General features: G+C 64.1%; 13 protein-coding genes and 2 tRNA genes. 9 read left to right on the top strand and 6 right to left on the bottom strand.

Features of this window, described 5'->3' with window-relative positions; all coding sequences use genetic code 11:
- Positions 1 to 15 precede the first annotated feature (15 nt).
- Positions 16 to 273: a hypothetical protein gene (locus tag ACS8YF_RS01130; RefSeq protein ID WP_440848371.1), complete on the top strand. Its 258-nt coding sequence runs from the start codon at positions 16 to 18 to the stop codon at positions 271 to 273.
- Positions 274 to 325: 52 nt separating this feature from the next.
- Here the strand turns inward: ACS8YF_RS01130 and ACS8YF_RS01135 are convergent, their stop codons facing one another.
- The 3 genes from ACS8YF_RS01135 to ACS8YF_RS01145 form a co-directional block, all read right to left on the bottom strand.
- The gene (locus ACS8YF_RS01135) at positions 326 to 1018 is read right to left on the bottom strand and encodes a glutathione S-transferase family protein (RefSeq protein WP_440848372.1); all 693 of its coding nucleotides are present in this window, start codon (positions 1016 to 1018) and stop codon (positions 326 to 328) included.
- 198 nt (positions 1019 to 1216) lie between these two features.
- Entirely contained in the window at positions 1217 to 2788 is a 1572-nt protein-coding gene (locus tag ACS8YF_RS01140; protein WP_440848373.1) for a BCCT family transporter, read from the bottom strand.
- A 57-nt stretch (positions 2789 to 2845) separates the two neighbouring features.
- On the bottom strand, positions 2846 to 3685 hold the full coding sequence (locus tag ACS8YF_RS01145; protein ID WP_440848374.1) for a transglycosylase SLT domain-containing protein: 840 nt from the start codon (positions 3683 to 3685) through the stop codon (positions 2846 to 2848).
- 100 nt (positions 3686 to 3785) lie between these two features.
- On the opposite strand from ACS8YF_RS01145, the gene ACS8YF_RS01150 reads away from it, so the two are divergent.
- From ACS8YF_RS01150 to ACS8YF_RS01180, 7 genes are all read left to right on the top strand, one after another.
- Positions 3786 to 4301 (top strand): disulfide bond formation protein B, encoded by a 516-nt coding sequence (locus tag ACS8YF_RS01150; protein ID WP_440848375.1) that lies wholly within the window; start codon positions 3786 to 3788, stop codon positions 4299 to 4301.
- A gap of 14 nt (positions 4302 to 4315) precedes the next feature.
- A complete protein-coding gene (gene rraA, locus ACS8YF_RS01155) occupies positions 4316 to 4795 on the top strand; it encodes a ribonuclease E activity regulator RraA (protein WP_440848376.1) in 480 nt (159 codons plus the stop codon).
- A gap of 320 nt (positions 4796 to 5115) precedes the next feature.
- On the top strand, positions 5116 to 5775 hold the full coding sequence (locus ACS8YF_RS01160; RefSeq protein ID WP_440848377.1) for a uracil-DNA glycosylase: 660 nt from the start codon (positions 5116 to 5118) through the stop codon (positions 5773 to 5775).
- Between the two features lie 4 nt (positions 5776 to 5779).
- A complete protein-coding gene (gene uvrC / locus ACS8YF_RS01165) occupies positions 5780 to 7606 on the top strand; it encodes an excinuclease ABC subunit UvrC (protein WP_440848378.1) in 1827 nt (608 codons plus the stop codon).
- Between the two features lie 36 nt (positions 7607 to 7642).
- Positions 7643 to 8197 carry a CDP-diacylglycerol--glycerol-3-phosphate 3-phosphatidyltransferase gene (pgsA, locus tag ACS8YF_RS01170; protein WP_440848379.1) on the top strand — a complete coding sequence of 185 codons (555 nt, stop codon included), beginning with the start codon at positions 7643 to 7645 and terminating at the stop codon, positions 8195 to 8197.
- A gap of 93 nt (positions 8198 to 8290) precedes the next feature.
- Positions 8291 to 8365 (top strand) — tRNA-Gly (locus ACS8YF_RS01175).
- 77 nt (positions 8366 to 8442) lie between these two features.
- A tRNA-Cys gene (locus tag ACS8YF_RS01180) sits at positions 8443 to 8516 on the top strand.
- 99 nt (positions 8517 to 8615) lie between these two features.
- On the opposite strand, the gene ACS8YF_RS01185 is transcribed toward ACS8YF_RS01180, so the two are convergent.
- Both ACS8YF_RS01185 and ACS8YF_RS01190 read right to left on the bottom strand, forming a co-directional pair.
- Positions 8616 to 9467, bottom strand: a complete 852-nt coding sequence (locus ACS8YF_RS01185) for a PhzF family phenazine biosynthesis protein (RefSeq protein ID WP_440848380.1) — start codon at positions 9465 to 9467, stop codon at positions 8616 to 8618.
- A gap of 233 nt (positions 9468 to 9700) precedes the next feature.
- Positions 9701 to 10201 (bottom strand): Lrp/AsnC family transcriptional regulator, encoded by a 501-nt coding sequence (locus tag ACS8YF_RS01190; protein ID WP_440848381.1) that lies wholly within the window; start codon positions 10199 to 10201, stop codon positions 9701 to 9703.
- A 101-nt stretch (positions 10202 to 10302) separates the two neighbouring features.
- Here ACS8YF_RS01190 and ACS8YF_RS01195 point away from each other — a divergent pair, with 101 nt between their 5' ends.
- Positions 10303 to 11394, top strand: coding sequence for a diaminopropionate ammonia-lyase (locus ACS8YF_RS01195; RefSeq protein ID WP_440848382.1), 1092 nt, complete (start codon positions 10303 to 10305; stop codon positions 11392 to 11394).
- A gap of 36 nt (positions 11395 to 11430) precedes the next feature.
- Here the strand turns inward: ACS8YF_RS01195 and ACS8YF_RS01200 are convergent, their stop codons facing one another.
- The gene (locus tag ACS8YF_RS01200) at positions 11431 to 12174 is read right to left on the bottom strand and encodes a GlxA family transcriptional regulator (RefSeq protein WP_440848383.1); all 744 of its coding nucleotides are present in this window, start codon (positions 12172 to 12174) and stop codon (positions 11431 to 11433) included.
- Positions 12175 to 12370: the final 196 nt, after the last annotated feature.

Genomic DNA, 12370 nt, shown 5'->3' on the forward strand with positions numbered 1-12370 from the left:
CAGCGGAGGTGTCCAATGCTGCTGAATCTGTTGACCGTGGGCGCGGCCTGCGCAATGGGCGCGTTCCTGATCAGTCTGCGAATGGGGGATCGCGGCCGGATGCAGCGCTCGGGGGCGCTGTTCGTGGCGATGCTGGCGTTGCTGCTCGTCCGGCTCTATCCCCGATTCGAGATCGTGTTCGGGGCCATCGCCGTGGCCGCCGCGCTCGCTTATGCGATACCCGCGCTGCGGCATGCAGGCGCCCGGCGCCGCGACGATTCCGGCGATCGTTGAACGGCGCCGAGCCAGGCAAACCGGCCGTCGCGGCCGGTTTGCCGTTTGTCGGTCAGGCGCGGGCGCTGTTCTGCGGGAACATGTGGCGCCGGGCCTCGTCGTCCATCTCGGTCTTGAAGGCATGCCGGGATTTCAACGCACGTGCGCGTTGCGCTGCGGGCCGGGCCTCGATTTCGTCGAGCAACCGCTTGATCCGCGGAAAGTCCGACCAGACGCCCTGGTTGTCGAGAATGAACGGCACGCGGCTGCCCCAGCCCCATAACGCCATGTCGACGATGCCGTAGGCCTCGCCCGCCATGTAGCGGCGATCGGCCAGGTGTTGCTCGATCAACCCCCAGTGCCGACGGGCCTCGAAGTCGTAGCGATTGATGGCGTAGTCGTTGCCTTCGGGCGCGAAATGCCGGAAGTGCACGCACTGGCCCGAGTAAGGACCGATGCCCGTGGCGATGAACATCAGCCACGACAGCGCCTGGCCGCGCTCGACCGGATCTTCCGGCAAGCGGTATTGGCCGGTCTTGTCGACCAGGTACAGCAGGATCGCGGTGCTGTCGAACACGCGCGCTCCAGTGTCGGTATCGACCATCGCCGGTGTCTTGGCGTTCGGATTGATCTTCAGGAATTCCGGGGCATGTTGCTCACCCTTGCGGGTGTCGACCGGTTTCAGCGCGTAGTCGAGGCCGCTTTCTTCCAGATAGAGTGCGACCTTCTCCGGGTTCGGTGAGGGGTGGTAATAGAATTCGATCATGATGTATCGCGATAGGAATGAACGGCCCGACTGTGTATCGCGGGCCGCGCCGACGCAAACATTCGCGCTTCCGATACCCGGCTATGCGGCTTGCGCGCCGGTATCGCGGACCGGCTGTGGATAATTCGCGCCCTCGCGTGCTCGCCATCGGTGCTGTGGGCCGGCCCGCGCGCGTGGCGCAGGCCGGTGGATGGTCTGTCAATCGGCCAGTGTGATCGTGCCTGGCACGGCGGCGCGACGGTGTTCGGAGACCGCAAGTTCACGTCGCATGCTCTTCACCACGGCCACGCACATCAGAATCATGACCACCGAAAACGGCAGGCCGCCGACCAGCGAGGCGGTCTGCAGCGCCGACAGGCCGCCGGCGATGGCGAGCGCAATGCTGACGAGCCCCTGCAGCAGGACCCAGAACGCGCGGGTCGACACCGGGGGGCGCGTCATGCCGCCGGTGGACAGCACGGCGACCACGAACGCGCCCGAGTCCGCCGAGGTGACGAAGAAGGTCACGATGAGCACGATCGCCAGAATCGAGCTGAACGTGGCGAACGGCAGGCCGGCGAGGTAATCGAAGACGACCTGTTGTGTCGCGACATCGCCGAGTCCGCCGGCGCCGAACATCTCGCGGTGCAGTGCGGCCCAGCCCATGGTGCCGAACCACAGGAAAATGCCCAGGGTCGGGATGCAGAGTACGCCGAGAGCGAATTCGCGCACCGTGCGCCCGCGCGAGATGCGCGCCAGAAAAGTGCCCACGAACGGGCCCCAGGCGATCCACCAGGCCCAGAAGAATACCGTCCAGTAGGACTGCCACTTGTCGCTGCCGGTGGAGAAATCGGTTTCGAAGCTCGTTTGCAGGATGTGCTGGAAGTAGTAACCGAACGAGGCGGTCAGCGCCTTGAGCAGGAACACGGTGGGGCCGAACACGAACACGAAGGCCAGCAGCACCGCGGCCAGCAGGATGTTGAGGTTCGACAGCCACTTGATGCCGCGCGACAGGCCCGACAGCACGGAAACGCCGGCGGCCAGGCTGATCAGCGCGATGATGGTGATGCGCAGGTCGAGCGAGGAATGGGCGATGCCGAGATACTGCAGGCCGGTATTGATCTGGATGACGCCGAGGCCGAGCGAGGTCGCCAGCCCGAACACGGTGCCGATGATGGCCACGATATCGATCAGGTCGCCGATCCAGCCGTGCACCCAGCGCCCCAGCAGGGGTTCCAGGCCCCAGCGGATCGCCAGCGGGCGGCCGTGACGATGGGTGGCGAAGCCGAGCGCCAGCCCGACGATGATATAGATCGCGAACGCGCCCGCGCCCCATTCCATCCAGGTCAGCTGGATCGCATAGCGGGCGGCGGCGACGGTGTCCGAGGTCATGTGCCGCGGCGCGTGGTGGAAGTGGGCCACGGGCTCGGCCGTGCCGTAGAAGATGACTCCGATGCCGATGCCGGCCGAGAACAGCATCGTGTACCAGGACAGGCGTGAGAACTCCGGGCGCGAGTCGTCCGGCCCGAGCCGGAGTGTGCCGAAGCGGCTGCAGCCCACCCAGATGCAGAAGCCGATGAAGCCGGCGCAGATGAAGATGTAGTACCAGCCGAAGTAATGGACGATATCGGCCAGCAGCACATTGAACACGCCCGACATGGTTTCGGGCCAGAGCATGGTCGCGGCGACCAGTGTGAGGATGAGCGTGACCACGGGGTAGAACACGCGCCCGGCCAGTTGCAGCGGGCCATGGCGTTGGACGACCGGCGTGGTCGGCATGAAATCGGACAAGTCGGGTTCCTTGAAAGGGTTCGAGTGATTGAAGGGGCGACCGGCGCGATGCGCCGATCAGTCGAGATGCGGCGCGATCAGCGCCTGGTAACCGCGTACGCGCTCGACATAGGCGACCACGCCGCCGCCGCGGGCATAACCGTGGGGCAGGTCGGTGTAGTAACGCGGCTCGGCCAGCAGCGGCAGCACCTGCTTGAGATCGGACCATAGATGCGGGTTCTTGCCGAGCCGCCGCGCCAGCGTCTGCGCATCGCGCAGATGGCCCAGGCCCATGTTGTACGCAGCCAGTGCGAAATCGTTGCGATCGGGCAGGGGGACCTTGCTCGAAACCCGGACACGCATTCGTGCCAGATAGTGAGCGCCGCCGCGCACGCTTGCCACGGCGGAGAGTCGGTGGGTCACGCCCACCGTCCGCGCTGTCGAAGGCGACAGCATCATCATGCCGGCAGCGCTGTGATGGGTCGCGCGCGGGTGCCATTTGGACTCGATGTAGGCGACCGCGGCGAGCAGCGAGGCCGGGAAGCCATAAGCCCGGCCGGCATTTGCGAACAGCTGGTTGTAGCGCGGCAGCGTCGTGTGCAGCCGCCGTCCGAGGTCCTGCCGCTGGCGCGGGCTCAGTCCCGGCCGCGGCGCATCGGCTCGCGGGCCGGGGGGAAGCGCTGCGATCTCGCGCAGCACGGCGGCCGGGCGGGATGAGGCCGACCACGGGTCTACGAAGCGCGGCCAGGGGGTGTTTCCCGGTGCCAGAAGGTGCCCGACGCCGGGAAACAAGCCGTGCCCGAGCCGATCGAGACGTGCCGGCGCCGCCCCGGGTGCGGCGGCTGCCCCGATGCCGGAAAGACTCCCGGCGATCAGCAACGCACTCGCGGCCCGGGCCACGACACGAGGTGGCGTCATGGCAAGGCACGCAGTGTCATCATGCACTTCATGATAACAGACGACCGCGCGGCCTCCACCTGCGTTGCCGCCGGCCGGACGCTGTGGGAATATCCCGTCGATGACTTCTCGCCTGTATTTCGCCGCGGGGTTCGCCGCCGCCTTCGCCGCGCTGGTTCTGGTCTACCTGCTGCAATACGTCGGCGGGCTCGAGCCCTGTCCGCTGTGTATTTTCCAGCGCGTGGCCATGGCCGGCGTGGCGTTGTTCTGCCTGGTGGGCTGGATCCATGGTCCGGGCGCGCTGGCGCACCGTGTCTACGCTGGGCTGGCCGGCCTGGCGGCTCTTGCCGGCGCCGCGATCGCCGCGCGCCACGTCTGGCTCATGCATCTGCCGGCCGACCAGGTGCCCGCCTGCGGTCCCGGCCTGAATTACCTGATCCACATCATGCCGTTGCAGGAGGTGGTGTCGGTCGTGCTGCGCGGTGATGCCAGCTGTGCCACGGTCAAGGGCGCGTTCCTCGGCCTGAGTCTGCCGGCCTGGTCCTTGATTTATTTCATCCTGTTGAGTGGCGGTGCGCTGGCGGGCCTGTGCGGTCTCGGCGCGCGTCCTGCGGCGTCACGTTATTACGCGTCCTGAGCAAGGAGACTTTCATGTATCCCGTAACCGATCTGTGCGACGAGTTCGCCGATCAGCTGCAGATTCTGGAGCCGATGTTCACCGACTTCGGCGGCCGGCTCGCCTTCGGCGGCCCCATCAGTACCGTGAAGTGCTTCGAGGATAATTCGCTGGTGCGGCTCGCGCTGGAAGAGCCCGGCGCCGGCCGCGTACTGGTGGTCGATGGCGGTGGTTCCGATCGCTGCGCGCTGCTGGGCGACAATCTCGCCCAACTCGCGATCGACAACGAATGGGCCGGCGTCATCGTCTATGGCTGTATCCGTGATGCCGAGGCGATCTCGCAGATGGATGTCGCGGTCAAGGCGCTGAATACCCATCCGCTCAAGTCGGACAAGAAGAATGTCGGCGAACGAGACGTACCAGTCCGCTTCGCCGGCGTGTCGTTCATGCCCGAAGACTGGCTCTACGCCGATCTCGACGGGATCGTGGTCTCCAATGCCGAGTTGGCATTATAGAACGACGCGTTTGGGCGTCACCGAATGATCGTCGATCATCCGGCCCAGGCCCCCGATCCGCGTCATTCCGCGTCCTGTTAGACCGCGGTTCCTGGCCTGGCCCGTGCTCCGACGACTTCGGCGCGTCGAGGCCTGGTCCGTGATCGCACGCGGCGCGGCCCTGCCGGTCGGCGGGCGGTGCGCGGGGCCGCTCGCCGTGTCCGATCCGGTGGATTGCATATCGAGCGGGCGGCCTCACCGAGCGCCATAGCCGGCTCGACCGACCGGTGGTAATGAATAACCCGCATGTCCGGACTGCGCGCCGGAATGGAGGAGAGGGGATGCGCGAACCCGCGCCCCATTGTCGTCGTTGTCCGCGTCTGGTGGCATTGCGCCGGGAGATGCGGCGCGCTTTCCCGGCGCATCACGGCGCGCCCGTGCGCGCGTTCGGCCCGCCGAATGCGGCACTGCTGGTGATCGGGCTCGCGCCCGGGCTTCACGGTGCCCACGCGACCGGGCGTCCATTCACCGGCGACGACGCGGGCAGCTTGCTCTATGCCACCTTGCACGCCCACGGCTTTGCCGGCGCGCCCCGCTCGGTTGGCCGGGACGACGGCCTCGAACTTTACGACTGCCGCATAACCAACGCGGTGAAATGCCTGCCGCCGGACAATCGCCCGATCGCCGCCGAGATCCACACCTGTAATCGATTTCTGGTCGACGAGATGGCCGCCGCGCGGGTGCTGGTGACGCTCGGCGGGCTGGCCCACAAGGCCACCGTGCGGGCGCTTGGCCTGCGCCAGGTGGCTTATCCCTTCGGCCATGCCGCGGCATACACGCTGGCTGATGGGCGCCGGCTGATCGCCTCCTATCATTGCAGCCGCTACAACCAGAATACGCGCCGGCTCACGCCCGCCATGTTCGACGCGGTATTCGCCCGGGCGCGAGCGGCGGTGGATGCAATGCGCGACTTGTCATCAACCGCTTCGGGCGCATCATAGAACCATGACCGACGAGACCGGATTCGACCCCAACCGCTACGTCCGACAGCTGACCACGCGCCCCGGCGTCTATCGCATGTATAACGCCGCCGGCGAGGTGCTCTACGTCGGCAAGGCCAAGAATCTCAAAAAGCGCGTATCGAGTTACTTCCTCCGCGCCTCGGGCAGCGCCAAGACCGAGGCGATGCTCGATCAGGTGGCCAATATCGAGGTCACCGTCACCCATACTGAAGACGATGCGCTGCTGCTCGAGTCGACGCTGATCAAAAAGCACCGGCCGCGCTACAACGTGGTGCTGCGTGACGACAAGAGCTATCCCTATCTGCTGCTCACGGGCGACAACGACTATCCGCGGGTGGTCTATCACCGCGGCGCGCAGAAGCGTAAAGGCCATTATTTTGGCCCGTTCCCCAGTTCCGGCGCGGTGAAGAATACGGCGGATACGCTGATGCGGCTGTTCAAGCTGCGCAACTGTCGCGACAGCTATTTCGAGAACCGATCGCGGCCTTGTCTGCAATACCAGATCAAGCGCTGCAGCGCGCCCTGCGTGGGCTACATCAGCGCCGAGGACTACGCGCGCGATGTGTCCGACGCGGTGGAAATGCTGGAAGGGCGCAACGAAAAACTCATCGATCGGCTGGTCCAGGACATGGAGGCCGCGTCGGCCCGGCTCGATTTCGAGACCGCGGCCCGCCTGCGCGAGAAGATATCGGCGCTGCGCCGGCTCCAGGCGCAGAGCCAGACCGTGGGCGGCAAGGGCGACTTCGACCTGATCTGCGGCGCCATCGACGCTGGTGTGGCCGCGGTGGTGGTGGTGACGGTGCGGGGCGGCATCAATCTCGGCCATCGCAGCTTCTTCCCCAGCGCGCCGTCGGGCACCCAGATTGGCGACGCGATGGCCGCGTTCATCAGTCAGTACTACATCGACCGGCCGGCCCCGCCGGAGCTTCTGGTCGACCCGATGCCCGTCGACGACGCCGAACTGGCCGAGAGCCTCTCGGCGCGAGGCAAGCGGCGCGTGGCCATCAAGACCAACGTACGCGGCGAGCGTCGCCGCTGGCTGGAAAACACACGCGCCACGCTCGAGCAGACGCTGTCGGCCAAACTCGCCAGCCGCGCGGGCGTGGAGAAGCGCCTGACCGCACTGGCCGAGGCGCTTGGGCTGAACGAGCCGCCGATGCAGATGGCCTGTTTCGATATCAGCCATACCCGGGGCGAGAAGACGGTGGCCTCGTGCGTAGTGTTCGAGGCCGGGGCGCCGAACAAATCGGCGTATCGGCGCTTCAATATCACCGGCATCGAACCGGGGGACGATTATGCGGCGATGCGCCAGGCCGTGACGCGCCGCTTCAAACGGGTCAAGGCCGGCGAAGCGAAACTGCCCGACCTGCTGCTCATCGATGGCGGCAAGGGCCAGCTGGGCGTGGCCCGGGAGGCGCTCGACGAGCTTGGAGTCAGCGGCGTGCAGCTGCTGGGCGTTGCCAAGGGCACGACGCGCAAGCCGGGCCTGGAACAGCTGTTTTTGCCGGGGCAGAATGCACCTCTTATACTGCCAGCCGACTCACCGGGGCTGCATTTGATCCAACAGATCAGGGATGAGGCGCATCGTTTCGCGATTGCCGCGCATCGAGGCCAGCGAGGCAAGGCGCGCAGCGCCTCGGTTCTCGACGGCGTCGAAGGGTTGGGGCCGAAACGACGGAAAAGCCTCCTGCAGACCTTCGGGGGACCGCGCGAGGTGGCGCGGGCCGGCGTTTCCGATCTGGCGCGCGTCGACGGCATCAGTACCGCCATGGCGCAGCGGATCTACGATTATTTTCACGACACGGCGTAAGCGAACGCCCGTGCGACCACAACGCGAGGAGAGACGTTGAACCTGCCCATCTGGCTCACCCTGTTCCGGCTCATACTCATTCCCTTCGTGCTTGGGTTGTTATTCGTTCCGCTCCCGGGTTTCAACGTGGTGGCGGCCGTGCTGTTCGGCATCGCGCTGGCCACGGACTGGCTCGATGGCCATCTCGCGCGGCGTTGGAATCAGACCTCGGCGTTCGGCGCCTTTCTCGACCCGGTCGCGGACAAGCTCATTGTCTGTGCCGTACTGGTCATGCTCGTGTATCGCGATCCGCACTGGTTCGTCGCCTTGCCGGCCAGCATTATCGTCGGCCGCGAATTGACCGTATCGGCGCTGCGCGAATGGATGGCCGAACTCGGCCAGCGCGGCGTGGTTTCGGTTGGTTCGCTCGGGAAATACAAGACCGCCGTGCAGATGCTCGCGATCTTCCTCATGCTCTACGATCTCTACCACCAGCAGGCGATCTATACCGGCGGTGTGGTGCTGCTTGTCATATCGGCGGCGCTGACGTTGTGGTCGATGGTGATCTACCTGCGCCAGGCCTGGCCGACGCTGAGCATCGAGCGTGGCTGAAGCACTGGATCGGCCCGGGCCGGCAAATTTCGGAATCGATTGGAATCAATCGTTGACACCTTATTTCGCTGCCCTATAATACGCGCTCACACGGCGGGAATAGCTCAGTGGTAGAGCACAACCTTGCCAAGGTTGGGGTCGCGAGTTCGAATCTCGTTTCCCGCTCCAAGCAGCCGAAACCTCGGCCGAACCGGCCGGGGTTTTTCTTTGTCGAGGCCTGGTTTATTCTCGGGCTTCGCACTTGGGGCCAGGTGGCAGAGTGGTGATGCAGCGGCCTGCAAAGCCGCGTACCTCGGTTCGATTCCGGGCCTGGCCTCCATCCAAATCTTCCAGTGCGTTCCAGGGAAGTCTTTAAAAGCCCGTTTATACGGGCTTTTTTGTGCTCGTCGTCTTTGAAGGCACGCCGATTGGTAAATCGCTAGAGGTCGACCTCGCCGCTGATATAGGTCACGCTGGCACCGCCGACCCAGATTGTGCCGTCGCTGTCTTGATCGATGCGTAGCCGGGCCTGGCGACCCAGGCACGTACCCTGGCTTGCGATATAGGGCGCGGCGATATTTCCGCTGTGGATCAGCCACTGGGCGAGCGAGGCATTAAGGCTGCCGGTTGCCGGGTCTTCGCGCATGGCACCATGCTCGTCGCTGAATACCGCCCGAACTTCAATGGCACATTCGGAGCCTTCGGGGTAGGGGCCGACGATGCCGATATCGAGACTGCCGTCTCCAGTGTATTGGCTGAAATCAGGTTCGATCGCCAAAACCGAGGCCGCATCGGCCAGCATGACGGCGACCCAGCCCGGGCCGTTGTCGACCCACTGCGTATCGACGAACTGCTCACGGTCAATCCCCAGAACTGTAGCCAATTGCGCCTGCATGACGTCGTCGACGGGGCCCGAGCGCAATAAAGGCGGCGCGGCAAACGCCAAGCGCTTATCGTCCCGCCGTATCGGCACAAGACCCGCCCCGCATTCCTGCACAACCCGATCGGCCTGCCGAGGCGTTCCGCCGGCGGCCAACCAGGCGTGGCAGCTACCCAACGTCGGATGGCCCGCGAACGGCAGTTCGCGAGCAAGGGTGAAAATCCGCACGCGATAATCGGCATCGTCCGAATCGGGTGGTAAGACGAACGTGGTTTCGGACAGGTTGGTCCAGCGTGCGAAATTCTGCATTTGCTGGGTTGAGAGCCCTTCGCCGTCCAGCACCACGGCCAGCGGGTTGCCGGTGAATGCTTCGGCGCCGAAGACGTCGACTTGTTGAAAACGTCGCTTCATGGTTGTTTATCCGAGGCGTGTGGTGCGCCACATTACATGACGTCTTCCAGGGCGCGGCTATTGACCGGGTGCGCGGAAGAGGGTTGGGCCGTCGAGAGTGCGATCACAGCGTCGCACATCCACGTGTGCTTGATGCCAAGCGCGTGGGGAGCCATTTTCGAAACGCCCCATGCGTGTTGGAGTCGAGGCTCTTCGTCGAGCCCAATTTCTTCTGCGACACGGACCAGCCTGCATTAATTCGCGTTCTCAGGATCGACGATACCTGAGGGAATCTCAAGCCCGACCTTGGTTCGATCCATGACAACAGAAGTGCGGAAGCGCCGCACGTTGCGATCTTCAAAAAACAAACGATGAGTCAGCTCTTCGAAGTTGGCCATGTCACGTGCGGTGCATACCAGCGCGAAGTCCGCCTCACCGGTAATGTAGTAGGTTTGCTGGACTTGCGGTTCGGCACGCACCTTGCGCCGAAACGCATCGAGCTCATGCAAGCGCTCGCGCTCCAGTTCAACGAGTACGATAAAGGACATCGTCTGGCCGACCGCGATCGGATCTACAACGACGATCTCGCGCTCAATCACACCCGCCTGTCTGAGTCGCTTCAGTCGGCGCTGCACGGAGGCAGCCGATAACCCTGTGGCTTCGGCGAGCCGATCCAGCGCAGTCCGCGCATTGCTCTGCAGGCACGCAAGTAGAATTCTATCCGTGTCGTCGAGATCGGCCTGTCCGTTGTTCATAACCACATTACAGCGCGATAGCAAGGATTGACGCAAAAATTGATTACAGAGCGGGCATAGGATGCAAGGACGGCCGCGCGTAAACCGCTTAATCTTTCTCCATGGACAATCCAAGTTTCACAGATTTAACGGCCTCGCCTGCTGACCCGCGATTCTCTGCGGCGGGCTTTCGCGCCGATCCGGGCGCCGCGCTTCGCCTCCTTGCCGAATGTCCGGCCTATCACCAGACGCCGCTTCACGAACTAGCCAGTCTTGCAGTCGAAGCGGACTGGTCGGGCCTCATGGTTAAAGACGAAACGCAGCGGATGGGATTGGGTTCGTTCAAGGCGCTTGGTGGCGCCTATGCGGTGGCCCAGCTGGTCGCGGAAGCCGTTGAAAACAAGACCGGACGAGTGCCTGCGCCGTCGGAACTCATCGGCGACGAAACACGTCGCATTGCTTCATCAATGGTGTTCGTTTGTGCAAGCGCCGGCAATCATGGTCTGGCTGTAGCAGCCGGCGCTGACGTGTTCGGCGCCCGCGCAATCGTCTACCTCGACGATACCGTGCCTGAGTATTTCGCCGAGCGGCTTCGCTCCAAGGGTACGGGGGTTGTGCGTGGCGGTTCGGTTTATGAGCAGAGTATGGAGGCTGCTCGCCGGAACGCGGATAGCAACGGATGGCTACTCGTATCGGATAGCTCATGGCCCGGCTACACGGGTGTGCCTGCGCTCGTCATGGAAGGTTACACGGTGATGGCCGAGGAAGTGCGAGCGGCATGTGAAGCCTCCTCGGTCTGGCCGACACACGTAGCCTTGCAAGCGGGCGTTGGGGGCATGGCCGCCGCGGTGGCGGCGCATATTCGCGGGCATTGGCCGGTGCAGCCTGAAATCGTGGTTGTCGAGCCGGACCGGGCGGCCTGCCTCCAGGCGAGCATGGAGGCGCGCGAGCCCACGCGTGTGCAAGGGCCGATTTCAAATATGAGCCGCCTCGATTGCAAAGACGTGTCGCTTCTCGCCTTCGAGAGCCTTAAGCACACCGCAGATCGTTTTATCACCGTCACGGATAAAGCGGCGCAGCTCGCGGTTGATCGGTTTTCAACGCACGGGCTACAGACAACGCCTTCCGGCGCCGCGGGTCTTGCCGGATTGAAGGCACTAGACCTCCCGGCGACCGCACAACCACTGGTCTTTATAACCGAGGGTATTGAGTAATCGTTGGGTCGGCCAGCTCGCGATTGTACCGTTTCGTCACCCCAGGTGTGACTGACGCCAAACACGCGGCGAGCTTTCCTCGAAACGCTTCCACGCCCGCCGGAGCTGGCGATCTTCGCCCAGCCCGACTTCTTCGGCAATACGGGCGAGGCCCCATCGGGTTTCGGACATCAATTGCTGGGCGAACTGCAGGCGCAGCCGCGTGACGTACTCGCCGGGCGCCATGCCGGTCAGCGCCGAAAAATGACGGCGGAGATGGCGCTCGCTCATCGCCGCCTCGGCGGCCATGGTCGCTAGCGACCAACGTTTTTTGAGGTTGGCACTGATCGCATCCTGAAGCCGATGAATGCGGGCGTCGACGTGGTTGCGGCCAGTAAGCCAGGCCCCCAGTTGGGGCTCGTGCCCGCTGCGGCGCAGATATAGCACCATCTCCCGGGCCACTGCCAGGGTATGACGATGACCTTGGCGGCGGGTCAGCCAGTGCAGGACTGTATCGATCCCGGTCGAGATGCCGGCGCTGGTCAAATAAGGTCCATCCTCGACGAATATACAGTCGGCTTGAACATGGGCGCGCGGGGCGGTGTTACGCAACACATCCAGCAGGCCGTGATGGGTCGTGCAGCGGCGATGATCGAGCAGTCCAGCCTGGGCGAGCAAGAGGCTGCCCGAGCAGACCGCCATGACCGTTTCGGCCGAGGCGGCGTGCTGTTGCAGCCAATCTTTACAGACGTTTTGCAACGCCGCTTGAATCCCATCGTCGTATTGGCCGGGTACGAGCAACAGGCTTAAGGCGCTGCTGAAATAGAAGCCAAATGATGTCCCGAGAGTCGTCTGCCGTAGGTTCGGATTCGGGCCTTGGTCAATTTCTGTCCAATTTTCGGGCTTGTAGGGTGCAAATCCCGACTTTCAGACGCAGTTCGGCTACGAAACGCGCTCATGCGGCCTCCAATGCGGCCATCCGCATCAGGTTGTAACT

The organism is Salinisphaera sp. SWV1, from assembly GCF_052044155.1.
Lineage (GTDB): Bacteria > Pseudomonadota > Gammaproteobacteria > Nevskiales > Salinisphaeraceae > Salinisphaera.

Excerpts from the sequence above, each read along its gene's own strand:
- ACS8YF_RS01130 (WP_440848371.1), top strand. The coding sequence starts at position 16 with ATGCTGCTGAATCTGTTGACCGTGGGCGCGGCCTGCGCAATGGGCGCG.
- ACS8YF_RS01135 (WP_440848372.1), bottom strand. The coding sequence starts at position 1,018 with ATGATCGAATTCTATTACCACCCCTCACCGAACCCGGAGAAGGTCGCA.
- ACS8YF_RS01145 (WP_440848374.1), bottom strand. The coding sequence starts at position 3,685 with ATGACGCCACCTCGTGTCGTGGCCCGGGCCGCGAGTGCGTTGCTGATC.
- ACS8YF_RS01150 (WP_440848375.1), top strand. The coding sequence starts at position 3,786 with ATGACTTCTCGCCTGTATTTCGCCGCGGGGTTCGCCGCCGCCTTCGCC.
- rraA (WP_440848376.1), top strand. The coding sequence starts at position 4,316 with ATGTATCCCGTAACCGATCTGTGCGACGAGTTCGCCGATCAGCTGCAG.
- ACS8YF_RS01160 (WP_440848377.1), top strand. The coding sequence starts at position 5,116 with ATGCGCGAACCCGCGCCCCATTGTCGTCGTTGTCCGCGTCTGGTGGCA.
- uvrC (WP_440848378.1), top strand. The coding sequence starts at position 5,780 with ATGACCGACGAGACCGGATTCGACCCCAACCGCTACGTCCGACAGCTG.
- ACS8YF_RS01185 (WP_440848380.1), bottom strand. The coding sequence starts at position 9,467 with ATGAAGCGACGTTTTCAACAAGTCGACGTCTTCGGCGCCGAAGCATTC.
- ACS8YF_RS01190 (WP_440848381.1), bottom strand. The coding sequence starts at position 10,201 with ATGAACAACGGACAGGCCGATCTCGACGACACGGATAGAATTCTACTT.
- ACS8YF_RS01195 (WP_440848382.1), top strand. The coding sequence starts at position 10,303 with ATGGACAATCCAAGTTTCACAGATTTAACGGCCTCGCCTGCTGACCCG.